General features: G+C 40.6%; 19 protein-coding genes. 7 read left to right on the forward strand and 12 right to left on the reverse strand.

Going from position 1 to position 24,027, the window contains the following annotated elements; genetic code table 11:
* Positions 1-48 precede the first annotated feature (48 nt).
* Positions 49-834: an ABC transporter ATP-binding protein gene (locus BK582_RS06910; protein WP_244895354.1), complete on the forward strand. Its 786-nt coding sequence runs from the start codon at positions 49-51 to the stop codon at positions 832-834.
* Entirely contained in the window at positions 827-3,301 is a 2,475-nt protein-coding gene (locus BK582_RS06915) for an FtsX-like permease family protein (protein WP_078593674.1), read from the forward strand. Before BK582_RS06910 ends, BK582_RS06915 begins: the two co-directional genes overlap by 8 nt.
* 630 nt (positions 3,302-3,931) lie before the next feature.
* Here the strand turns inward: BK582_RS06915 and BK582_RS06920 are convergent.
* Entirely contained in the window at positions 3,932-4,813 is an 882-nt protein-coding gene (locus BK582_RS06920) for an alpha/beta fold hydrolase (protein WP_078593676.1), read from the reverse strand.
* A 1,073-nt stretch (positions 4,814-5,886) separates the two neighbouring features.
* On the opposite strand from BK582_RS06920, the gene BK582_RS06925 reads away from it, so the two are divergent.
* On the forward strand, positions 5,887-6,366 hold the full coding sequence (locus BK582_RS06925; protein WP_078593678.1) for a hypothetical protein: 480 nt from the start codon (positions 5,887-5,889) through the stop codon (positions 6,364-6,366).
* Between the two features lie 47 nt (positions 6,367-6,413).
* Positions 6,414-6,602, forward strand: coding sequence for a hypothetical protein (locus tag BK582_RS06930; protein WP_078593680.1), 189 nt, complete (start codon positions 6,414-6,416; stop codon positions 6,600-6,602).
* A 139-nt stretch (positions 6,603-6,741) separates the two neighbouring features.
* On the opposite strand, the gene BK582_RS06935 is transcribed toward BK582_RS06930, so the two are convergent.
* The 9 genes from BK582_RS06935 to BK582_RS06975 form a co-directional block, all read right to left on the reverse strand.
* Complete coding sequence (locus tag BK582_RS06935; RefSeq protein WP_078593682.1) at positions 6,742-7,170, reverse strand: hypothetical protein; 429 nt, start codon at positions 7,168-7,170, stop codon at positions 6,742-6,744.
* A 155-nt stretch (positions 7,171-7,325) separates the two neighbouring features.
* Positions 7,326-8,792 carry a flagellin N-terminal helical domain-containing protein gene (locus BK582_RS06940; protein WP_078593684.1) on the reverse strand — a complete coding sequence of 489 codons (1,467 nt, stop codon included), beginning with the start codon at positions 8,790-8,792 and terminating at the stop codon, positions 7,326-7,328.
* A 301-nt stretch (positions 8,793-9,093) separates the two neighbouring features.
* Entirely contained in the window at positions 9,094-9,582 is a 489-nt protein-coding gene (locus BK582_RS06945; RefSeq protein ID WP_078593686.1) for a hypothetical protein, read from the reverse strand.
* Positions 9,583-9,587: 5 nt separating this feature from the next.
* Entirely contained in the window at positions 9,588-9,878 is a 291-nt protein-coding gene (locus BK582_RS06950; RefSeq protein WP_139368213.1) for a DUF6036 family nucleotidyltransferase, read from the reverse strand.
* A gap of 414 nt (positions 9,879-10,292) precedes the next feature.
* The gene (locus BK582_RS06955; protein ID WP_078593689.1) at positions 10,293-11,618 is read right to left on the reverse strand and encodes a short-chain fatty acid transporter; all 1,326 of its coding nucleotides are present in this window, start codon (positions 11,616-11,618) and stop codon (positions 10,293-10,295) included.
* A 103-nt stretch (positions 11,619-11,721) separates the two neighbouring features.
* Positions 11,722-13,158, reverse strand: a complete 1,437-nt coding sequence (locus BK582_RS06960) for an amidase (protein WP_078593691.1) — start codon at positions 13,156-13,158, stop codon at positions 11,722-11,724.
* A 12-nt stretch (positions 13,159-13,170) separates the two neighbouring features.
* Complete coding sequence (locus BK582_RS06965) at positions 13,171-14,361, reverse strand: acetyl-CoA C-acetyltransferase (RefSeq protein ID WP_078593693.1); 1,191 nt, start codon at positions 14,359-14,361, stop codon at positions 13,171-13,173.
* Positions 14,362-14,376: 15 nt separating this feature from the next.
* Positions 14,377-15,930 (reverse strand): ATP-dependent acyl-CoA ligase, encoded by a 1,554-nt coding sequence (locus tag BK582_RS06970; protein ID WP_078593695.1) that lies wholly within the window; start codon positions 15,928-15,930, stop codon positions 14,377-14,379.
* A gap of 75 nt (positions 15,931-16,005) precedes the next feature.
* Positions 16,006-17,346, reverse strand: a complete 1,341-nt coding sequence (locus tag BK582_RS06975; protein WP_078593697.1) for a short-chain fatty acid transporter — start codon at positions 17,344-17,346, stop codon at positions 16,006-16,008.
* Positions 17,347-17,543: 197 nt separating this feature from the next.
* Here BK582_RS06975 and BK582_RS06980 point away from each other — a divergent pair, with 197 nt between their 5' ends.
* Positions 17,544-18,953 carry a sigma-54 interaction domain-containing protein gene (locus BK582_RS06980; protein ID WP_078597846.1) on the forward strand — a complete coding sequence of 470 codons (1,410 nt, stop codon included), beginning with the start codon at positions 17,544-17,546 and terminating at the stop codon, positions 18,951-18,953.
* Positions 18,954-19,109: 156 nt separating this feature from the next.
* On the opposite strand, the gene BK582_RS06985 is transcribed toward BK582_RS06980, so the two are convergent.
* Entirely contained in the window at positions 19,110-20,966 is a 1,857-nt protein-coding gene (locus tag BK582_RS06985; RefSeq protein ID WP_078593699.1) for an exo-beta-N-acetylmuramidase NamZ family protein, read from the reverse strand.
* 565 nt (positions 20,967-21,531) lie between these two features.
* On the opposite strand from BK582_RS06985, the gene BK582_RS06990 reads away from it, so the two are divergent.
* Positions 21,532-22,395: a MurR/RpiR family transcriptional regulator gene (locus BK582_RS06990; RefSeq protein ID WP_078593701.1), complete on the forward strand. Its 864-nt coding sequence runs from the start codon at positions 21,532-21,534 to the stop codon at positions 22,393-22,395.
* A 30-nt stretch (positions 22,396-22,425) separates the two neighbouring features.
* The gene (gene murQ / locus BK582_RS06995) at positions 22,426-23,346 is read left to right on the forward strand and encodes an N-acetylmuramic acid 6-phosphate etherase (protein WP_078593702.1); all 921 of its coding nucleotides are present in this window, start codon (positions 22,426-22,428) and stop codon (positions 23,344-23,346) included.
* Positions 23,347-23,362: 16 nt separating this feature from the next.
* On the opposite strand, the gene BK582_RS07000 is transcribed toward murQ, so the two are convergent.
* Positions 23,363-23,962 (reverse strand): YesL family protein, encoded by a 600-nt coding sequence (locus tag BK582_RS07000; RefSeq protein WP_078593704.1) that lies wholly within the window; start codon positions 23,960-23,962, stop codon positions 23,363-23,365.
* Positions 23,963-24,027: the final 65 nt, after the last annotated feature.

A 24,027-nucleotide genomic window follows, 5' to 3' on the forward strand; every position in this document is an offset into this window, starting at 1 on the left:
ACAAATCCCAGGCCAAATGGTATCAAGAGGAAAAATAAACAATGGGAGTTGGTTAAGATTAACCAGGAAAATCAAAAAGATGCGATATTGCAAGTTAAATCTCTCAGCAAGACATATCCGGGTGCAGGAGCGGGGGTTGAAGCTTTAAAGGATGTTTCCTTTAATTTATATAAAGGTGAACTTCTGGCTATTATGGGAACTAGTGGTTCTGGCAAAAGTACCTTGCTGAACATTTTGGGGGCGATGGATCAGCCGAGTGAAGGGGAAGTAATTCTTGATGGCCAGTCATCAGAGAGTATGTTCAGCGAACCCGAAGCCACTTACTATCGACGGGACAATATAGGATTTATATTTCAATCTTTTAACTTATTAAAAGATTTAACAGTTGAAGAAAACATCGCCTTACCATTGATCTTAAAAGGCGTAAATGAGTCACAGATAAGCCAAAAAGTAAGTGAGATTGTGAACATCGTCGGTCTTTCAAAATGGAAAACCCACAGACCTGTTCAGCTTTCAGGAGGTCAGCAACAACGTGTTGCAATCGGGAGGGCATTAATCACTTCACCACCAATTGTATTAGCAGATGAATTGACAGGGAATCTCGACTTTAATACATCCACAGATATCTTGAAAGTACTGGTCAGCATGAAGGAAAAGTTTAATCAAAGCATTATTATGGTTACACATGATCCTTATGTGGCCACCTATGCTGATCGTGTCTTTTTTTTCCATGACGGGCAAATTGTTGATACATATGAAGAAACCACGGGTTCGAAGAGTATGGATGAGATTTTGATGAAATTCAGGCGTATTCTGGTGGAACATCATGATTAACTCGATCAGAGGGTTAGCGCTCCGTTTTTTTCAGGCTAATAAGTTTATTGCTCTTTCATCTATCATAAGTATTATGTTATCGGTTTCTTTAATATTAACAATGGCTGTATTTTCCTCAAACGCCAAGGAATCACTTGTCCAAGAGATTCAGCAGCTATACGGTAATATGGATTTATCTGTTGGCTATAACCTTCATGAAGAAAAAGTGATCGATCAGGATTTTATAGATGAAATAAGTTCCCTTACTGATGTTTCCAAGTATTCAAGTGTTATTATTTCGAATCAATATATAGATGAACTGGGGGCTGCCGTTTACACTGTTGGTGCAGAGAATGATTCATTAGTCAAAAGCCGTTACCATTTCGGAGAGGATATCGATAGGGGTGAAGTAACCTTAAACCAGTCACTAGCCGAATCGTTACATGTTTCTGAAGGGGATTCTGTATCGATAGAAGGAAGGGACTTCGTAGTAAAAGAGGTTATTTCTAATTTAGAAGAAGCTGGTCTGACTACCGATAATCTCATTTTATCCAGGGATTCATTGAAAGAAATCATCTTTGATACTACAGGAGTGTATAATGAAGCCACTTATTTATTAATTGAAGCACAACCTGAAGCTGATGTTTATGCTTTAGCAAATGAGATACGTCAATTAGATCAGGATTTGAGAATTGACGTGGCAGCTGAAGATGAGTTTTTAGTATCTAATCTCACAATGTTAAATCAATTTATGACGGTTTTATCGATTCTTATACTAATTATTGCGTCTTTATTCATCATTTCAAACTTTGAAATGTTCTTGTACAAATACAGAAATCAATTAGCTATTATGCGTTCCATGGGTGCTTCCAAGGGACAAGTGTTTACTATTATCCTGTTCCAAAGCAGCCTGATTAATATATGCGGTTCTATTCTTGGGTTCTTGCTTGCTTTGTTTACTCATGGGATTTTAAAGAACTGGATTAGTGTACTATTTTCATATCCTATAAACGATGCAGGGTTTAATTATTCACTAGCTGGCTTTTATACGCTCATATGTATGGTAATCATACAGCTTTTCATGATCTTCCCATCCTATAGAGGAAGCCGCGCTTTACCAATTAAAATTATCCAGGACAACGAAAAAGGGGATATGAAAGGAGTTAAACAAAGGAAAATAATAGGATATACATTGATCTCTATTAGTGTATTGCTTATATCAGCAGGATATTTTAATGATATTGATATTTCGTTATTAATAGGGGCATTTATGTTAGTTGCTTCTATATTTATACTCTTCCAAGTGTACCTGTCTGGATTGTTGCATCTTATGTTGCCTGTAATGAAAAAGGTGTTTGGGAAAACGGCTTTTATAGCAGTTAAAAACCTTATCCCCCAAGTACAGAAGAACACGTTTGTTATTATAATCATCAGCACACTGCTCATGATTGTAATATTTGGTTCAAGTTTATTCAGTACAATACAAAATAATGAACAGGAATACCTGAAAAATCAATATCCAACTAATATTGTAATCACAAGCCGGGCTGACGATAACTCTGTTATTAATAGTTTTGAATTTCGTGGAATCATAGAAGAGTACCCGTCCATTGAGGGAGTTAGCACACAGAGTACAGCAGATTTAGGTGTCATCAATAATGCAGCTTACATAGATTATGCGTTAGTGGATATAACCAATATGCATGAACAGGGTTTATTGCCTGATCTCGCTCATATTTCCCCAGAGCAAATTATTATAACGCATGATTTTGCGGAGACATATAACATTGAGCTCGGTGACGAACTCAGTATATCTTTCATTATTGATGATGTAGTCGAAAGTAATACAGCTGGAACTCTTACCGTGACCTCTATCGTTGAAGAATTTCCTCAACACCTTTTTGGCCGGGAAGGGATTATTGATTGGAGAAGTTCTGTTTTTGAAGAGGGACAGGTATCATTTGAACGGGCTTTTATAAGCACTGCCGATGAACAGGCCGCAATTCAGGAGTTAGAAAGTATAAGAACTATTTACCCGGAAGTACAGGTTAATAGTTTGGAAAGATCCTTAGAACAGGCAAATGAAATGCTGCTGCAAAGATGGGCCATATTTATAGTGACAATCATAATTATGCTGATTAGTGTTTTATTAGGAGTTTTCAATACACTTATCAATAATATACACTCAAAAAGAAAGGAGTTTGCGATTCTCAGAACAATTTCACTGGATAAGAAGGGGATCGTGAAGGTAATCCTTACCCAAGTTTTATTGTATGTGTCATTTGGTATCATCCTTGGCATCACCAATGGCACCATTTTAACATATACACTAGGTCTGATAGATTCTGGTTCGGTCTTATTTAATCCCAATTTAGTACTAATGTTAACCATCATTATCATCGTCTTGTCATTAATTGTATTTATCCCCTTTGGAGGGAGAATCGCCTCCAGGAATATTACGATTGAACTTACTCAGGATAATAAGTAACTGCGGGTAGGCTCTAATTTGCGGGAAAAGTCGTGAAGGCAAGTGATCTGGTGCAAAGTCACCAGGGTAAGCCCCTACCCAAAAGGAGGGGAACTTGACGCAAAGCCCACGTCACTGGAAGAAAAGCTTTTTAAATAATCTGCCATGTGTCAAGCAGAAGCCGGTGAGGTGGAGCCACAGAGCCGGGGTCGAATCGAAAGTAGACCGCTTGGGGCGGAGTATCTTACGTGTAACTCGGAAAATGCCATGTGCTAGTCATCCAGGGGCGCGGAGAGTAGGGAATACGAACATGAGCGAGAGGGAGAACACGTTTTTCTTTTGAAGTTCTTTGTGTACTCTCTCCCAGTCCACTGGGTAATAGCCTTTCTCAATTGCTGGTTTCTCGGGGAACAAAAAATCATTTAGCCAAGCGTCCGACATAACATCATCTAAGGCTTGAATCCCAAAAAAGAGGGATGCCTGAAAGAAGTTTTTAGAGGGGTTAGGATGAAACCTAAGGTGGCGTCCCTTTCACTATCTATGTACATATTTCTCCGCAAAAAGGAGTAGGTGAAATTTAACATTTTTTCTAGGCACCGAAGTTGCGGCTACTCTCACCGGTTACGGGCACGGTAACCGAGGTCTGGAGTTCTAAACTGTCTGAGTTGACTTTTCTGCATCGGCAATGAAGCTTCTGACAGTGGAGGTGAATTTTTCATTTTCATCTCCGAGGACGTTATGGCTGCTGTTTTCGAACAGGACAAACTTGCTGTCAGGAATTAATTCGGCAATCAGCTTATTCTCGTCGACCGGCGTTATCCAGTCATGTTTTCCAGCGATAACTAGCGTGGGAACAGATATTTCGGAGAGGGAGGCTGTTAGATCATATTTTTTCAGGAAATTTCCGAACCCTTCATTTAATGCTTCAAAGGAACGGTTAACATTGGAGACCGGGCTTCCTGAAACTCCTTCTTTCTTTACCTTTTCAGAATACAGGGGAGACATAACTTTATAATATTCCTGTAGCTGTTCTAAAGACTCGAAGCTTCCGTCCCATAAATACTGAGTGACTCTTTTTTGATCATCGGTTCCGTTTTTTTCGATATACTCCCGGGCTTTTTCCATGAAGCGGTAGCTCGGTGAGGTTGTAACAAGAATCAGTCCCTTTAAATTCTGCTGATATTTCCGGGCATAACTCATCGCTACCATTCCACCATAGGAATGGCCAAGAATGTAAATTTCTTTCAGTCCGAGATACTGTCGCAAAGCTTCAATATCTTCAACATTATTATCAAGATTATAGGACTCCTGAGGTCCTTGGGCGGAAAAACCGCTGCCCCGGTTGTCTATGTAAACAAGCTGTACCTGTTCTGCGAGCTTTTTTACATGAGGTTTAAAATTAAAATGAGTTCCCCCTGGACCGCCATGGAGAAGAAAACATACAGGCTTTTCCTTTAATCTGCCGTCCTCTAACTCCACACCGTTTCCCTCAATATCGAAAAATATTTTTGTGCCATTGATAGATGCGTACATAGTTGATTCCTCCTGAGATATAGTTTTTATGCTGAGGGTTTATCTGTCGTAAAAGCGCTTTTGCCTTTTTTACCGGCTCTTTTAGGGAATGCATATATAAGGAGCATTACCACGCTGACGGCTGTATTTATGATTAATAAACGCCAGATATCTAATTAAAAATGCTGTGAAAAAGACAACTGCTGCAAAGAACTATGGAAGATCCTGTTTTTCAACTGTAGAAAAGTTCCTCTGTACACATTTTACACTTTGTGCAGCGTGGAGGTGCACCCGTACTAATATATTTCGTTTACCTAAATATTCTTAATATTACCAATGTTAGTGCATTAGGTTAATCCAGTCAAATATATTTTGAATTATATTTGAGGGGTCTCCGGTACTTTGGTATCCGATTTTAACGGATTTATGAAATAGGGAAGGATGTGCACGACATTGCGCATAGTTTGCGTGAGTTCAACTGTTGTTCGCTCATTTTAGAGGGGCATTCGCATAAGTAAACCAAACATATGCACAAGTTATACTTATTATAATTTGCCAGGGGATACGGCCTTGGGCAGGGGGACCTGCTGAGGAGTGTAGTGAGGATACATAACTTACTAAGAAAGCGGATGGGGTATGGAGGCAGTGCCTGCTTTGCAAAATGAAACCCCATTTGCACCTAATAAGAACAGAGCCGACTGTGTTTTTCATGAAGATACTTTTCAGAACACTCTGATATAATAGGAGGTAGGGTACGTCTCCCTGCTTCTAAAGATAAAACGGGCGGCCTTGTATATATACGGAGTGCCTTATTTTGGTTAATTAATAGATAAACAGGTTCAATTTTTTATAGGGGTTAGGGGGATTGTTATGGATCAAACTGGCATACTACAGGTTCTGTTAACATGTGGGGTGATATATAGCCTTGTAACGTTTATTCTGTCGATTAGGAAAGGAGATAAAAATCAAACGTACACTACTGTGGGAATATTTATTTCCTGTACTGCCTCGTTTCTTAGTATGACATTCTATTAAATGTTTTTGCGTATAAAAGAAAGTTGTGAGTTAAAAAAGATTGAAGGGAGAGTGAAGTGATGAGTGCTCAAATGGGAAAAGATATTAGGGTGAAACAGGAATTCAATAAGTGGAAAAAGTTTTTTGAAGTAATAGATGGGTGCAATTTGGTTAATATGGGACTGGCGGATGGACGGTACAAGATAGCTGCTCTGATTAAAGTTCCATGGCATGAGCATTTAAAAGCGCAGTACAATGAACATCCGGATAAAATTGGCTACCTGTATCCTCAGAGCAGCGGGATGAGGCTGGATATCGATTTTCCGTCTCAATCTGTAACAAAAGAGGAAGTTCAATCTATTATTGATCCCCAGCAAAGGATTCCTTATTTTCCACCTGGGCAAAAAGCACCTGGGAGAAAATCATGGTGGCGCTTCAGGTCAGAAGCGTATGATACAGTTACAATAGTAATACGTGAAGATACATCAGGGATGATTGATTTATCGAGTCCGGAGGTGGAATTGCTTTTTAAACGGATGATTAATTATGCTCGATTATAGTACATATAACTCAACTCTATACTAATCGACAGAGAGGGGCCATTAGGATGTTTCCTAATACTATAAAAAGAAATGAACAAACTTATCACATAATTGATGAAGGTTTAAGCTACGGAGATTTAAAAGAAATGTTAATGGCCCAATCGAATATTTATGCTCTAGTAAATGAGAGCCTTGAGCCTGATCAAACATTACTGACCACCCGTTCAGGCCAAATTTATCAGATTTATTTATAAGTTATTTCATTTTTTTATCTACAGAGTAGGATCTTTTGGACAGAAGTATACTCCCCATAAGTAGCCAGTTTTATTTTTTTCTGTCTACCTATAGGGGAGTATATCATTAGTAAGAGTCATTTTTTATTTCTTTTTTTCTTTAATTAAATGTAGCTTTATCTAAACTTACTTCTCTAGTTGAGAGTTTATTATCCCAGTTATATGCAGGAACTTTAAAACTACCTATTCTAATTGCTCTTTTTGTCTCATTTACTAGTGTGTCTTTCCAACTGTCATTTTCCGTGGTAATTAGTGAAAATGGTACTGCTCCTATTCTTTCAGATAGATTCTCAGCCTCAACTTCCTGACGATGAAAAGCCTCTCCAAACATAGGACGATGTGAATCCACCATGCCACAATAAGAATTTACTGTAATATTAATTTCTTCTTCAATTTTTTTGGGGGTTAAGTCGATTGATAGCTTGAAGGATTCTCCTAAGTAATCTCCCGTCAACTCAAATGGTTCATCAAAAATATTCTTAACTTTGTTGGCAATAGCGACTACTTCCTCATCAGTTAATTTACTCATTAAATATCCTCCTATATAACTAAGACTTATTAACTAAATATAATATACCAAATATAAGATTATTAATCAAATTTTTCCATTATAGTTGTTTTATTGCGGGAGATTAGAATGTTTCATAAAGTGATTTTTCGTCTGTCTCCAAGCTGGGATGCTGATTATTGCAGCAGCTGAAGGATACCCTGCGGCTGCTGGTTTGCCTGGGCAAGCATGGCTGTTGCTGACTGGTTAAGGATATTGCGCTTTGTGTATTCCACCATTTTTAGAGCCATATCTGCATCAGCAATGCGGGATTCTGAAGAGGTGATGTTTTCCGCATAATTAGCTGTTCTTTGGAGAGAATGTTCGAGTGCGTTTTGATAGGCTCCCCATTTGCTGCGCTCGGCTGAGACCGTTTCAAGGGCCCGGTCCAGTATTTTAATTGCCTCCTGTGGGGAGGAAACGACATCGAGAGCATCTATACCCAGTGCTTCAGCTCTTGCATCAGTCAGCAGAATTTCGAATTCTTCCCCTGAGTTTGCTCCGGTCTGCAGGGTAATGAGAGGCTGATCATAATTACGGCCTCCGCCAGAATCTGTTGTTACATAATCCGCAAGCTCTTCCAGGCTGTCCCCAAAATTGCTGTTTATATCAAAATAGCGTTTTTCGGGGTTCTCTTCGGAAAGAGGGGTCGCTAACTGTGATAACTGTGAGTATGTACCTGAGTCACTGGTAGTGCTGACAATTGTGGTGTTAATGCCTTCGTTTCTTAATACTTCTGCTACTTCAGCAGTTGAGTATTCAGATAATCCAGTTGTTTCCCGGTCGTGGTTTGGTGCGTCAGTTAATAAGATAAATTGCTTTGAGGCGCCGGCTGCAAAATCAAAGGACAGAGCTCCGTGTTCTGGGTCCATTATTGCTTCCAGCCCAGACTCGGGCCAGTCGCCGCCCCCATAAATATTAATATTCTGCAGCTGCTCTCTGAATTCATCGACATTCCCTGTGAAAGGATATTTCACAACAGGAGGATCCATTTCAACTTCATGAATATCAGAATATGTAACTAAACCGTAACGGACAGTGATTTCATTTCTTGTTAAACTTTCGGTAAAAACACTTAAATTAGCAATTACGTTAGAGATTGGGCCACCCATACTGCCAGTACGGTCGATAATAAAAACGATATCGGCTTTCCCTGTCACAGTTCCATCGTCATTTTCAACTTTCTGTGTTTTAACAAGGGGGAGGATGCCGTTAAAATCCGTTCCGTAAGCTGTATCATCAATACCTTTTTTAAGCTGGTCAATTTCACCCTGCATTTGTTTCCTGTCAAATAAGGTGTATGTGTCATTGGCAGCCTGCACGGCCAGCTCTCTCATTCGCTGCAGCTGGTCCTGGATCGTAGCCAGGCCTCCTTCTGCTGTCTGAATCAAAGAGATGCCATCTAAAATATTTCTGTCGGCCTGCTTTAACCCGCGAATTTGTGATTTCATCTTCTGGGAAATAGTCAGACCTGCAGCATCATCTGACGCACGGTTAATCCTGAGGCCGGACGATAATTTCTCCATCGTTTTAGCGGCGGCAGAGGTATTGCTTTTTAAATTGTTATAAGAATTAAGCGCCATGATGTTATTGTTTATGATCATAATTTACCTCTATCATTAATTTAGGTCCTGTTTACTATATTATCGGCAGATGAAGGCGGGACTTTTAGCGGTGCCTTTTTAACGGTGCCTGTCACCACCCGAATTTTCTTGTTTCACGGCGAATGTTTCACGCTGATTAGAGAAAAGAACACAGGGACGGTTTTGGGAAACCGTCCCTCTTCTTTCCATCGTTTCCAGAGTCCAATCGAGACTAATTCCAGGGGCGCTCCTGAATTAGCGGGTAATAGATTAGAAAAAGTATATTTTCTTAACAAAAATAACATCTCCTGACATGGAGATGTTATTTTGGGGTGACAAATAAATTATTGTAATCCACTTTTTTCAGCAATTCTTCACGGTACCTCTCCCGATTTGGATTTATTTCCTGTTCGTTAACCACCTTGTTCATCAATGTAACAAAGAATTTTTCCATTTCCCTCACAGGAAATCGTTCAGCGGGCGCCAGTTTAGCAGGTGGATGGGCAAGAAATTTGGTGCGTAACCGTTTAGCCATTTTTCTTACTTCCTCCTGATTGAGAGAGTCTCTTTCCGCACTCCAAAGGGCTTGGTACAAAGATGATTGAAGGCGTTTCACGTGTAAAGAATGATTGGCTAATAGCTTAAAACGATTGAGGTACTCTTTGTCTGTTAAGACATAGAATACAAATGCGTTCCGTACCCTGCGGTCTGTTATAGTCTTTTTCAGCAGAGTATCAAAATCGCTTTCACCAAAAGCTAAAAAAACCTGTTCTTCTTTAACTAACTGAAAAAAGGCATCCTCTTTATTCATCTTTTTCACCTTCCTTTCTTTTTGTGTTTCTCCCAATCACTTAAAAGGTCGTCTAAGCTGTTATAGCGACGTTCTGGCAAGATAGTATAGCCTAGATACTCTGTATATAACATTTTTAACTTATTGATATCAGCATGGTCTAATATGCCTGAATTTAATACATCTTCCGTATCCTTTGTGGTTTGCTGGGTGGCAAACAGCTTTGAGATTATGAGAAGTTCAGCGGATGGTAACTCTACTCTGATATTATTAAAAGGCACATTTAACGTTTGAACGTCCTCATACACATCTTCCATTGGAGGAAGTTCCATTACACTCTTCAAATCATCGTTATATCAGAAGCTAGCAGAAGCTGAGGTGCAAATTCAGAACGGTGAAGAGCTTTTAGACGGAGAACAAGTTTCAAAGACCTGAAGAAAAAACAAGGAAGAAAATAATTATACAATTTAAGTTTACTCCAAAATCATTTGATAACCTTGAAGAAATCACTATTCATCGATAAACGAAGCTGAAAATGTTGTAATTATACGTGTTCTGTTCCCTAAACAAAATTTATCGGGATCTGATTTAGCATCAGGTGTCAGTGCCACCCCAAAAATCTCTTGTTTCACGGGATTTCAGGGTTCATTCCCCCTTTGAAAAAAAGAGCAGTCACTAAAATTAGTGGCTGCTCTGTATTGGTTTTCATTAAGAGGTTTAAGAACAACGAATTAATATAAGAAATAGATTAGAATGGACGTAAGAATACCAACCCAGATTGATAGCAGTATACAATAGCCCATTATGTGGCGAATATGAAGTCCTACTATGCTCAAGATAGGCAAAGCCCAGAATGGCTGAATGAGATTCGTCCAGGCGTCTCCCCAGCCAACAGCCATAGCAGTCTTGGAAGGATCTACTCCAAGCTGTAATGCAGCAGGCATCTGCAAAGGACCTTGGAGTGCCCATTGTCCTCCTCCTGAAGGTGCCAGAATATTAACGAATCCGGCTGCCCAATAAGAAAATACATTGAAGGTGTCGCTGGAGGCGACAGAGGCCATTCCATTAATGATTAACTCACCGAGTCCGGAATTTCCTAATAGAGCGATAATACCAGCGTAAAACGGAAACTGTAATATTATTGGTGAAATAGATGTGGCAGCATTTTTGAATGCTTCAGAGAAAGCTCCTAATGACCGGTGAAAGAAAAGGCCAGCTGATAAAAACAAAAGATTAATAATATTTAAGTCCAGGTCACCGCCCTGAAAAAAGTGGCTGAATATAAATATTAAACCGATAAGCCCGGTAACCAAACCGAAAACAGGGGTAGTTTCTAACTTTTTAGCAGGAGTTAAATTAGCCTCCTCTGGTTCAGGATCAACTTTTGAAACTGTATCAGTTTTTGGTTTATAAGGGATGATTTCTTCATTATTCTTAGGTGCCATTAAGATTATAAATATTGGCAGTGTAACAACTAAAGAGAGGAAAATAATAATAGTAGACGGGTGGAATATGGTTTCTGATGTAGGTATTACACCTATTAGATCAACCAGAAAATGATCAGATGTTGCGACTGTTAAGCCTATTGAACTGGAGAAACCGGCTGTATAAAGTACAGTAGGGGCATATGCAGAAGCAACGAGCAGCGGGAAGTGAGCCTGTTTATTACGTTTTCCAATTTCTCTTGCTAAAATTGCTCCCACAACAACCGCAAGTCCCCAGTTAATGTAGTAGGCAGCCGACGCAACCATAAAGGTGAGTACATAGGGCTTTTTTGAACCAGCCGAAAAGTCAGCAATTTTCTCTAGTGAACGTCTAATAAAAGGAACGGAAGCCAAGACCATTCCAGTCATTAGCAGCAGTACCATTTGCATTGTAAAAGCAAGGTATTCCCAGAATCCTTGCCCCCAGGATTGAACCAGAGCCAGCGGGGCTGATATGTTCATGAGCCAGCCAGCTATAAATACTAGCAAAGTAATCATGACGGCAATAACAAAGGAATCTGGCAGATACCTTTCAATCAAACGGGAAAAACGATTAGCAACCTTTGAAAACATGAAAGTTCCTCCTAACGCTCATATTAATTCAAGACGAATTAAAGTGATTAATAAGTTTACAGGTCATCAATGGTTAATCAGCAAATGGCACCAATATAATGGATTATCCGACTGGCCTTTTTCCTGTCCAAGGATATGCTTGTTCAAAGGCATAAGACGTCTGCAGAATAGTCATTTCCTTGAACCTTGGAGCAATCAGCTGCATTCCAACAGGAAGACCTTTTTCAGTAAAACCGGCTGGCATGGAAGCTGCCGGATGGCCTGTTAGATTGAAAAGAGAAGTCAGCATCCAGTCAGTTCCTGGATTGGCTTTTATCCCATTAATTTCATCAGGACCTTTTAAATTATGGGGAAAGGGAGGGACGGCCAGGGTAGGAGTGATTAATAAGTCATATTCATTAAAAATTCCCTGTATCTTACCCCAAACATGACTCCTGATCCGTTCTACTTTTTTGTAGTCCATAATGTTGATCTCCCGTCCTTTAGTGATTATCTTTATGATATCTTCCGAGAGGTCATGACTATGTTTTTCCAGAAGGTGAGAGTAGTTAATTGCCATTTGGGAAAACCACAGAGTATAAAAGGCCCGGTCGATTTCTTTTTTGGAGTAATTAAAGGACAATTCTACTTTTTCTGCTTTGCAGCCCAAACCTTCCAGCTTGTAAACACCCTGCTGCGTCAGTTTGTCTACTTCATGGTCAATGCGGAATAACCCTAAATCCCTGCTGTAGGCGACTTTCATTTCCTCAGGAAGTGCCAGTAACCTTTTTTCATCATATTCGATAGTTTCTGGTAAACAAAAAGGGTCCTTTTGATCCGGACCTGCCATGACAGAGTACATTAGATAGGCATCTTCAACAGTACGGGTGAGAGTACCTAAGTGGACAAAAGGGTTATGGGCGCTGAATAAGTTTTCTATATTCAGGTCAAACGGAATCCTTCCGAACGTAGGTTTAAATCCGTATACTCCGCACAGGCTTGCGGGGATGCGTATGGAACCTCCGCCGTCACTGCCTTCAGCCAACGGGACAAGGCCTGCTGCAACAGCAGCCGCGGATCCACCACTTGATCCGCCGGCTGTAAGGTTTGTATCCCAAGGATTTTTGGTTACTCCGAACAAGTCATTGTCAGTAGTTCCTTTATAGCCAAATTCAGGTGTGTTTGTTTTGCCAGTAACTATAGCACCGGCAAGTTTTAACCTTTTTACACACTCACTGTCATGCTCAGGTATAAAGTTTTTATAGGCTCTCGATCCGAACGTCGTAGTGATTCCTTGTGTTGGTGTTAGGTCCTTGATTGCTGTTGGGATACCGTGCAGTAAGCCAAAACTTTCATTTTTCATAATTTTTTCTTCTGCGAGCCGTGCCTTGTTTCTGGCAGATTCTCCGGAGATGGTGCAAAAAGCATTTATTTCCGGGTTGATTTTGTTTATTCTTTCTATAGTTAAGTCCATTAACTCTACAGGCGACAATTCCTTCGAATGGATAAGCTTGTTTAATTGCGTAGCAGATAAGTAATGGAGGTCATTAGCTTCACTCATGATAAAAAACACCTACCTTTTTACGTTTTCAATAACCATGGCAATCCCCTGACCGCCGCCAATGCACAGGCTGGCAACACCGTATTGCAGGTTCCGTCTCTGTAATTGGTAGGATAGAGAAAGAAGGATTCTTGCTCCGCTTGCTCCTACCGGATGGCCGTAAGCTATAGCTCCTCCATTTACATTCGTTTTTTCCCGGTCAAGGCTAAGTTCTTTTTCAACTGCCAGATATTGAGCAGCAAACGCTTCATTCACTTCGAACAGATCGATATCCTGTAAGGAGAGCCCGGCTCTTTCAAGTGCTTTTGTAATTGCCGGGGCAGGGCCGATGCCCATATAGGAAGGGTCTACACCAGCTACACTCCAGGAGACAATTCTGCTCATAGGTTTCTTTTCATTACGGTGCACATAATCTTCGTTGGCTATAATGATGGAAGCTGCTCCATCGTTTATCCCGCTCGCATTTCCTGCGGTTACGGTACCTTGCTTTTTAAATGCAGGTCTTAAGCGCCTTAAGTCTTCTAAAGTAGTATTTGGCTTTATGTGCTCATCCTCCGTAAACAGTTTCTTTGATCCGTCCCGGGCTGGTAATGCAACAGCTGTTATCTCCGGGGTGCTTTCTCTGTTCACTCTTGCAGTTTCCGCTCTTGTTTGGCTTAAGAGAGCGTACTCGTCCTGTTCTTCTCTTGTAATACTATATTTTTCTGCAAGGTTTTCGGCTGTAATCCCCATAGGTGTACTGCAATTATGGTCTGTCAGTGTTCCTGTAAGCATGTCCTCGTATTCAATGCTCCCCATTTTCTTAACCTTGAACCTCTGGGTGAAGTTTACAAAAGGAGAGCGGGACATATTTTCAGCTCCTCCAGTAAGCGCCACTTCAGACTCCTCTGTAATAATACTTTGGGCTGCACTTACAACAGCCTGAAGCCCGGAACCGCATAACCGGTTTACAGTAAGTGCAGGGGTGGACTGTGGTACTCCAATGTTCAATGCGATGTGCCTGGATATATAAGCTGCGTTTATATGAGAATGGATAACATTGCCAAAAACGACATTATCGATTTCTTCAGGAAGGACATTTGCGCGGAGCAGGGCTTCTTTTGAAGCTATTTCCCCCAATTGTGCAGCTGTTAAAGATTTGAGAGAACCAGTAAATGAACCGAAGGGAGTACGTGCTCCATTCAGGATATAGATATTTTTCATAAACAACGCCTCCTGTTAAGTTCTGTTTACTTTCACGCCTTCTTTAATTCTGTCCCAGCTGTTTTCAATGCCTTCTTTTCTTAACTCGAATTTCTGGACTCTTTCTGTTGCTGTTTTAGGAAGGGAGTCTTTTATCTCAACATACCGAGGCACCATGTAATAGGCCATTCGTTCCTCGCAGTACTTGATAAATTCCTCCATAGAAAGAGAGTTATTATCCTGAAGGACGAGTACCACTTTAACGTCTTCTTCTGTTAATTCTGAAGGCACACCAATGGCTGCAGATTCTTTAATATCAGGATGCTTATTTACAATTCTCTCTATCTCATAGGAGGATATGTTCTCTCCCCGATACCTGATACAGTCTTTCATCCGGTCTTTGAAGTAAAAATAGCCCTCTATGTCTCGGGTTCCCCTGTCTCCTGTATGAAACCAGCCTCCTCTCATTGCTTCCTCCGTTTTATCCGGCATCTTATAGTATTCTTTAAAAATAGTATTTGGTGTTAATTCTTTTACTACTATTTCTCCTTCTGTGTCAGCTGCTGCTTCCTGGTCGTTATCATCAAATATTTTTACTTCTACATTAGGGAGCGGCTTGCCGATGGAACCTAGACGTATGTCATCAGGAGGGTTGCACAGACAGACAGTGGCAGTCTCCGTCAAACCGAAACCTTCTATTATGGACAGATCGAATCTTTCTTCAAAATCAGCCCAGATTTCTTTAGGTGCTGCACCGCCGAATGTTTTAGTAACAGTATTATTTTTCTCATATTCAGATATTGGCTGTTTATAGAGGACAGTCAGGATGGAACCAATATAATTGAAAATAGTTGCTTTATGGTGGTGAATTTCTTTCCAGAAGTTACTCGCACTAAACAGTCTTGATAGAGCAAGCTGTGCTCCGGAGAGCATGGTGCCCATTACAGAGAGCTGCTGAGCGTTACAGTGGAATAACGGAAGACAGGTATATAATATGTCATCCTGTTTTATATCAGTCATTTCACCAGTGAAGTTTTCAGCAGTATTAATATAAGAGTAATGAGGTAATACAACTCCCTTTGGCGGCCCTGTTGTCCCGGAGGTGTAAATAATCGACATAGGGTCATCTTTGTTTAAAGCAGGTTCCCCATGTCTTTCACTGCTTTCAACAGCAGAGGAAGTTTTGAAATCATCCAGGTTTAATAGTTTTAAAGCAGGGGCAGCTTTTGCTGCAGCCACTGCTTCTTTTTCATAGGCTGACTCAACGATAGCCAGGGTGGAATCAGAATGGCTGAAGATATATTGCAAGCTTTCACCTTTAATATGGTAATTGACCGGAACCATTACTGCCCCGAGTTTGGCTATACCAAACCAGATAAAGAGAAAATCCGGGGTGTTGCTTAAAAGGAGGGCAATATGATCGCCTTTTTTTACCCCGAGCTTTTCAAGGCAGTTAGCGACTTTATTGGCTTCCTTATTAAAATCTGAATACGTATATTGTTCGTTTTCAAATCTTAAGAAAATATTATTGGGTATGGTGTTTGTATTGTGATTCAGCACCTGTGGTATAGTAGCAAAACTATTTTTCACGTGTCATTCACTCCTTCTGGATGGTATTAGCGGGCAGGCGGTTCAGGAAGGCATGCCCGCTGTGTCTATGTTTTATCAAATGAAAATCAGCATGCTTATCGAGGAGACAATTATATAGATAATCATTGCTATCAGACAGTATCCCCATATATCCCGAATACCGAGACCAGCTATTCCCAGAGCGGGGAGGGCCCAGAACGGCTGAAACATGTTCGTTGTAACATCCCCTATCGTGACAGCATTGACTATAGAAGCTACGCTTACATTCAGGCTTTCTGCTGCTTCAATCATAATTGGACCCTGGACGGCCCACTGGCCACCAGCTGAAGGTACGAAGATATTTACAAGACATGCAGATAAATAAACGAATAGCGGCAAGGTAGCTTCAGTTGAAAATGATACGAACCATGCTGCAATGAGCGAAATAAGACCGGAGCTTGCCATAATTCCCATTATTCCTGCATAAAAAGGAAACTGAATGATAATGCCGGCTGTTGAGGTAACAGCTTTCTTAACTGCGGCAATGTATTTGCTCGGAGAACCATGAAGAGCCAAGCCGAGAATAATTAGCAGGAAGTTGGCAAAATCAATATTCAGGTCCAGGCCTCTCGTAGCAAAGTAATAAACTATCCAGCTTAAACCGGCTATAACGATAATGTAGGTAAGAATCTTACTGTTATCCAATCTTTCAGCAATAGTTTGAGGCTCTTCGAGAGTTGCTACAGATTCGTGCTCAACTTGTGAAGAAGTTTTCGGATCAACTTCTTTGAAAGGCACCGTATCTTCAGCGGCTGGATGCATTTTTCTGAACAGGAAGGCGAAGATTATCACTGAAACAATGGCAGGCACCATGAGCTGGGGACTAAAAATGGTCTGTGCTAAAGGAACCAGCCCTATTGATTCTTCTAAAGGATGCCCCGGCGTGTTTACCAGTAATGGAGCCGTTATTGTTAAAGACATTGGGAGGACAGCCATTGCTCCGCAAAAAGCTGCGGCAATAAGCACCCTGTAGTCCACCCCTTTAATATTTTTGGCGAGCTCTCGTGCGAAAATAGGACCAAGAATTAACCCGAAGCCCCAGCTTAAAAATGCAGCCCCACCACTAACAAGTACAGTGGACATTACTGCGTTCGCCGGGTTTTTAGGTATGGAAGCTAATCTCCTGATCCCTTTTTGAATACTTGGTGCTATAGCGAGGCAATAACCAGCTACCAAAATAACTACCATTTGCATAGCGAATGCTAAAAAGTCCCAAAATCCCGCATACCAAAATTCAACTAACTCAAAGGGACCGGAAGGGGTTAGGAAAAGGGCCAAAAAATAAGCAAGAATTGTAAGGATTAATGCGAAAACAAAGGCATCCGGCAAGTACTTTTCCACTCCTAATTTAAAGCGGTTAGCAAGCTGATATAACATTTAATCACTCCTTTTTTCCAGATTGATTAATATTAGTTGCAAGAATCATGCCAGTTTGGAAAACGCTTACATGAGGGCGGTTTGTACCTTATATGCAGAAATGCATATGCGATCTTACATACATTGTGCATGATTGCGTATTCAGAATTTTTGCACTAATATATTCTTAAAGGATGATTGAGAGGATGGTGGGAGCTATGTTTAAGTCGCCGCATTTTAAAGCAGTTGAAGTGGACGAGATAAATACTCTGTTTAATGCTATTTTTAATACTTCAAATGACGGATTATATGTATGTGACGGAGAAGGGAGAAGCCTGGCTTTTAACAAGGCATTCCTTCAAATTTCGGGAATAGAGGAACATTTATTATATGAGTACACCGTCTTCGAGCTGGTTGAAAATGATTTTGTCCCCAATTCCTGTGCAGCAGAAACACTTCGGACGAAACAAAAACATAATACGATTATTGATTATTACACAGGGAAAAAGGGCATGCTTACTTCCACGCCGATTTATAACGGGGAAGGTGACATTGTTTGTGTCGTTTCCAATGTCCGGGATATTACTGAGTTGAACAGACTGCAGGAGGAACTGGAGGAAACAAGGAAGATAAATTATAAATATAAAGAAGCATTATATCAGATGCAGGGAGAAATGGAAGAGAAGAAACAGCTTGTGTATCGCAGCAGGGAAATGCACCGGGTTGTTAATTTGGCGAACAGGCTGGCCAAAAATGATTCTCCAGTATTAATTTTAGGTGAATCAGGAGTCGGGAAAGATGTCATGGCCCGGTATATACATAAAGAAAGCGGACGCAGAGGATCTTTCGTGACAGTTAACTGTGGTGCTATTCCTGATCATCTCCTTGAATCAGAGTTGTTTGGTTATGAAAAGGGCGCTTTCACCGGAGCAAACCACTCAAAAGCAGGGCTTTTTGAATTGGCGGATAAGGGAACGATTTTTTTAGATGAAATAGGGGACCTGCCGTTTACTCTTCAGGTGAAACTCCTGAATGTTTTACAGGATCAGAAGGTGCGGAGGGTCGGAGGTACTTCCCAAAGAAGTGTGGATATGAGAATAATAGCTGCAACAAATAGTGACTTAGAAAAACTTATAGAAGATAAGAAATTCAGGAAAGACCTGTATTACCGTTTAAATGTGCTGCAATTAAATATCCCTCCTCTAAGAAAGAGGCCAGAAGATATTCCGATTCTAGCCTTAAGCTTTCTGGATCGGCTCAATAAAAAGTACAAAAGTAACAAAAAAATTCAACCTATGGCTATTGAATGCTTGTATTCCTACCCTTGGCCTGGGAATGTACGGGAATTGAAAAATGTTATAGAAAGAATTTTCCATTTAAGTGAAACAGAGAAAATCCCATATGATGCACTACCTCACAATGTGCAGTATAAAAGAAGCGAGGAAAAAGAAGGAAATACGCAAAAGAAAAAAGAGAGCAATTCACTAAGAGAAGAATTATATTTTTATGAAAAGCAATATATTGAACAAAAACTCCAGGAATCAAAAACACTTAAAGAGTGTGCACAGAAATTAAAAATCGATATTTCTACGTTAGTAAGGAAAAAGAATAAGCTGGGGATTCGGTAGGGGCAGGGGATAGGTGCGGCGTCCCCGACGAATTTTTTTACAAGGGATTTTTTCTATAAGTAGTATAAATGGGAGAAACCGAATGCGAAAGTACACATCTATGGTTAAGGCGCATAACGAAGTTATGCGCCTACAAGATTATTTTTTAGGAACCTATCAGTCTTCAATATCAATTACAATTCGATTGCTGAAACTAGGTGTGCTATAGCTGTAATCCCCCAGCAAATGGAAATGGAATAATATTTCCTCGTCACTTGCTTCTATTGTGAGGTGGCTTGCGCGATTTCCAGGAATATTAAATTCCCCAATATCAGCTATGTTCTCACCTAAGACGGCAAAAGGAACAGAGAGTGTTATTACATCATCCACTTTTTCAGTCGAGTAGTCTATATCCCGGTTTAAGTCGAGAACAATTCTTGTATAAGTTGGATGTTCACCGAAACGAATATTTTCAATGATATTTTGTGCTACAGTGACTTCTCGCTCGGCATTAAACCTTCCGTAACCCACCTTAATCGTTGCTGTTCCCTCTGACAGAGCTGTAATAGTCCCATCCCCGTTCCATTCAACTACCTCCCCATCTTGTTCAATGGAAACAGAAACATTCTCCGGATCCAGTAATGATCTCTCCGAATTTCGGTCTACAAAATAGAGATCCAGTTCTTCTGTTTGTCCAGGTGAAAGGGATAAATCATGTGGGAGGATCCCAATGGTTCCGTGGTTATTGAAAGGCTTTCCTTTAAATGGAGGGTAAAGTAAATACTGATACCTTACTTCTTTATTCCACTCCTGAAGTTCATCTTCCCACATTGCCATAATCTCATTGACTGGTACGTTATCTGCCAGCATCGGACGGACGTCGGCGTGTCCGATTAGTGTATCGTATAAGTACCTGCCACCGCTGTACGTAAACCTGAAATCCTCAGGAGATTGATTTTTAATAATCGTTAAAAGATTTAAACCCAGGCTGACAACATCCATCTTATGGGGATCTTCTACGATAATTTCTACTCCTTCAATTTCCTGACCTGCATAGAGGTTTGCCTCTGGAGTAAAAGTGATTGCCTCGAGCTTCACTCCTTCTACATCTGTTTCCTCAAATGCGTTGACGATCGCTTCCCCGTCAGCCCAGGGAGCGCCAATATATTCAAATGGACGGTCTGTTCCTAGCCCTACAGAGATATTTGTATCTACCATCAGAACTGTGCCGGTGTATAAGTAAGAAGTTTCGATGCTAGGCATATTTGGAGATGGTGCTACCCAGTCCAGACCCGTTTCACCAAAGTACATGTCCCGTCTCCAGTGTTTCATTTCCACCACTTCCAATTCGACACCGAGATTATGAACATCATTGAACATGTATGCTAACTCTCCTATCGTCATCCCATGTCTTACAGGCAGCAAGTAACGGCCCATGAAACTTATTAATTCCGAATCCCGGACAGGCCCTTCAACTCTTTCGCCGGACATTGGGTTTGGGCGGTCCAAAATGACGACTTCTTTATCATTTTTTGCTGCAGCTTCCATGACAAAGCCCATCGTGTAGATATACGTATATACATTGGAACCGACATCCTGTATATCAAAAACAAGGACATCCACGTCTTCCAGCATCTCTGGGGTCGGCTCCCATGTGGCTCCATAAAGGCTATAGACAGGAAGTCCCGTATCAGGATCAACGTAATTATCGATCGGCTGTCCTCCAGGGATGTCCCCTCTGATGCCGTGTTCAGGCCCATACAGTGCACGGAGGTCTACTTCAGGATGTTCGTGAAGGACATCAATAGTCATCTTTCCGTCACCATTAACCCCGGATACATTTGTAACGAGTCCAACCCGCTTATCTTTTAACAGGTCTAACTCCTTTTCTATCAGTCTGTCAATGCCTAACTCAACTGTTGGACCTTTCTGTGCTTCCGCTGTATAAGCTGAAATGCTGAAAATACTCAAAATAACGAGCGTTGCGAGCGTAATTGCTGTTCCTGACCTAATGAATGAATTTTTCATATACATCGTTCAACCTCCATTTTGAAATAATTGTTCACTTGCTTATGGGATAGTTTGCTTGAACTGGAGCAGGAAGACCTTCACCTCCTTTAAAACTAAGATTTAAGCATTAAATAAAACTTAGGAAAACCAGGGTATTAATGTGGATAACAATCTGGGTGTCAACACTCAGTTGATCTCTTGAGGTGTGGTAATTTAGATGCGGTGGCAGGAACAAACTTCCAGAAGACTCGCCATGACAATGCGGTGAGTGAAGAATATGTAGCTGAGACAAGATGTAATAACGAATTTATCAAAAGTATAGATGGTTTTAAAATTAAGTGTCAATAAGTACTTGAAACTATGAAATCAAATTTCAGCCATTCCCCAATACTATGTATTCGGTAAAAACATCTCACGTAATTAACATTAATTAACAAATAAACCAATGAAAGTATCTATAATGAGGATATATATACGGATTTATACCCTAAATTTCCCAGTAGTTTGATATGAAATTAATTTTTATATTTTTCTGAATATATTGACATTAAGTTTTAAGAGTGTTTATAATGCCATTAAAAGGCAGGGGATGAAATTGGTAAAACATAACGGAGGGTTAGTCCGGATAAAAGAGGCCTTAAAATATATCAGGCCAGCAGAAGAAAATGCTGCCAGATACATATTGGAAAATCCGGATGAAGTTGTTGGGCTCTCCATCAAAGAATTGGCGGTGAAGAGCCAATCGAGCCAGGCGGCTATCATTCGTCTGTGCAAAAATATTGGTGTGGAGGGCTTTAAAGAATTAAAGGTTAGGATCGCTGGAGATTTGCAGGCAATGCAAAGTAGTGACCAGGCTTATAAAGAGATTTCCCCAAACGATGATATTAAGACGTTAATTAACAGCATTTCCTATAACAATATATATGCAATCCGCCAGACACTTCAGTTACTCGATTTTAAGGAAGTGGAACGGGCGGTGGAAGCAATAGAAGCTGCAGGAAGAATCGATTTCTATGGTGCCGCAGCGTCCCAAATTATTGCACAGGACGCCCAGCAAAAGTTTTTAAGAATCAACAAGGCCTGTACAGCGTACACAGATTCCCATCTTCAACTTACCTCGTCGGTCACCCTGACAGAAAAGGATGTAGCTGTCGGCATTTCCTACTCTGGAGAAACCACTCATGTTCTGGAAGCGATAAAAATATCAAAAGAAAACAATGCAACGACAATTGGAATCACCCGTTACGGGGCAAACCCCTTGGCCAGCATGGTCGATATTTGTTTAACGACTTCCGCGACAGAATCAGATATTAGGAGTGCGGCAACCGCATCACGAATTGCACAGCTTAACATTATTGATATCCTGTTCAGTTCAGTAGCTTCAAAGAACTACCATTCCTCTATTGACTATTTAAACAAGACCAGAGATGCCACCCAGAATACTTTCCGTTAAGTAGATGACTAACATTGGGAGGGGATATACATGGATGATATAAGAGAATTAGTAACTGAACAACGGAACGTATTGTCAGATGGAATCGACAGAAAAACGCCGCTGGAGATTCTAGGGATTATAAACAAGGAAGACCAGAAGGTGCCGAATATTATTGAACAGCACTTACCTGAGATTGAAAAGGTGGTAAAGGCGGTTGTCAACTCTCTTTCCAATAAAGGGCGGCTGTTTTATGTTGGTGCCGGAACAAGCGGAAGAATTGGTATACTTGACGCTTCTGAATGTCCTCCCACATATGGAACACCGCCGGAAATGGTTCAGGCCTTAATTGCTGGAGGGAAAGGCGCTGTTTTTCAGGCAGTTGAGGGGGCAGAGGATAATGAGGAAGTTGGTAAAAAAGATATTGATGATGCCTCATTAAAACAAGAGGATATCGTCATTGGCATCACAGCAAGCGGGCGGGCGCCTTATGTGATAGGAGCTCTGAGAGAAGCCCGGAAGCAAGGCGTTACTACAGTATCTTTTACATGCAATAAAAAAGCAAAGTTAAATGATTATGGAGATTATCTGTTAAATATTGAAGTGGGGCCAGAAGTAGTGATGGGATCCACACGCATGAAGGCAGGAACGGCACAGAAATTAGTCTTAAACATGATCACGACAACAAGCATGATTCAACTGGGGAAGGTTTACGGGAATTTAATGGTAGATTTACAGCCGCTAAATCAAAAGCTGGTGCAGCGCTGCCTCCGGATTATCGAACATGGAACAGGCTGTACAGAAGCAGAAGCAAGTGACCTGTTCGATAAAGCTCTTGGAAACCCGAAAGTTGCTATCATAATGGGGCAATGTAATGTGAGCAGAGAAACAGCACTTCAAATGCTTGAGGAGAAAGAGGATTTTATCTACCTTGCTGTTGAAGAGCACAATGCTCGCAAACAGGCCAGATGATCGTAAAACCTGTATTCTAAACCTCTATCGAAATATGGTGAATCTTTTTTAAAACAAAGTAAATGGATACGTAGGATATTAAGGAAAAAGAACACAAGAATAAGAGAATTGGGAAGTATAAAGAAATGACAACGATTGCCACCAGAGATACAAGCATTCCGATTGTATATAACGGTTTAAAAAAGACTAATAAAAAAGCATTTTTTAGCAGCTGTTTAAATGAAAGTTCAATATGAAAATGCAGGGTGACTGCATGCAGCAAGAACAGGATATAAATAACGAGAATAAAGCCGCTCATGATACCGAGATAAAAAGTATATTCACCATCCATGGAAAAAAATGCGTATGGGTAATAAGTTAAACTGAAAAACACGATGAAGGCTGGGATTCCAGCTAAATTACCTTTCCATAGATAACGGTATAGTTCCTTAAAATATAACCGGAACACACTGGAAGATTTCAGGGCTATTTTTTCCCTGGAAGTGGAGAAGAGAGCCATTGTGGCTGGAAAAATTGTAACTACAGCCAGACAGGAAACCATCCATAAAAATTGCAGAATAACAATGGAAGTGACTTCATCCAGTATTTTATAAAACTTGGAATCTAGTATGGACATTGGACTCCCCCTAAGAAAACCTGGTAATAGGAAAAATTATACACTGGATGAAACAAAATTTCAAA

The sequence above is a fragment of the Evansella clarkii genome, from assembly GCF_002019695.1.
In the GTDB taxonomy this organism is placed as follows: Bacteria; Bacillota; Bacilli; order Bacillales; family Salisediminibacteriaceae; genus Evansella; species Evansella clarkii.

Coding starts and splice junctions, on each gene's coding strand:
- BK582_RS06915 (WP_078593674.1), top strand. CDS start 827: ATGATTAACTCGATCAGAGGGTTAGCGCTCCGTTTTTTTCAGGCTAAT.
- BK582_RS06920 (WP_078593676.1), bottom strand. CDS start 4,813: ATGTACGCATCTATCAATGGCACAAAAATATTTTTCGATATTGAGGGA.
- BK582_RS06925 (WP_078593678.1), top strand. CDS start 5,887: ATGAGTGCTCAAATGGGAAAAGATATTAGGGTGAAACAGGAATTCAAT.
- BK582_RS06930 (WP_078593680.1), top strand. CDS start 6,414: ATGTTTCCTAATACTATAAAAAGAAATGAACAAACTTATCACATAATT.
- BK582_RS06935 (WP_078593682.1), bottom strand. CDS start 7,170: ATGAGTAAATTAACTGATGAGGAAGTAGTCGCTATTGCCAACAAAGTT.
- BK582_RS06940 (WP_078593684.1), bottom strand. CDS start 8,792: ATGATCATAAACAATAACATCATGGCGCTTAATTCTTATAACAATTTA.
- BK582_RS06945 (WP_078593686.1), bottom strand. CDS start 9,582: ATGAATAAAGAGGATGCCTTTTTTCAGTTAGTTAAAGAAGAACAGGTT.
- BK582_RS06950 (WP_139368213.1), bottom strand. CDS start 9,878: ATGGAAGATGTGTATGAGGACGTTCAAACGTTAAATGTGCCTTTTAAT.
- BK582_RS06955 (WP_078593689.1), bottom strand. CDS start 11,618: ATGTTTTCAAAGGTTGCTAATCGTTTTTCCCGTTTGATTGAAAGGTAT.
- BK582_RS06960 (WP_078593691.1), bottom strand. CDS start 13,158: ATGAGTGAAGCTAATGACCTCCATTACTTATCTGCTACGCAATTAAAC.
- BK582_RS06965 (WP_078593693.1), bottom strand. CDS start 14,361: ATGAAAAATATCTATATCCTGAATGGAGCACGTACTCCCTTCGGTTCA.
- BK582_RS06975 (WP_078593697.1), bottom strand. CDS start 17,346: ATGTTATATCAGCTTGCTAACCGCTTTAAATTAGGAGTGGAAAAGTAC.
- BK582_RS06980 (WP_078597846.1), top strand. CDS start 17,544: ATGTTTAAGTCGCCGCATTTTAAAGCAGTTGAAGTGGACGAGATAAAT.
- BK582_RS06985 (WP_078593699.1), bottom strand. CDS start 20,966: ATGTATATGAAAAATTCATTCATTAGGTCAGGAACAGCAATTACGCTC.
- BK582_RS06990 (WP_078593701.1), top strand. CDS start 21,532: ATGAAATTGGTAAAACATAACGGAGGGTTAGTCCGGATAAAAGAGGCC.
- murQ (WP_078593702.1), top strand. CDS start 22,426: ATGGATGATATAAGAGAATTAGTAACTGAACAACGGAACGTATTGTCA.
- BK582_RS07000 (WP_078593704.1), bottom strand. CDS start 23,962: ATGTCCATACTAGATTCCAAGTTTTATAAAATACTGGATGAAGTCACT.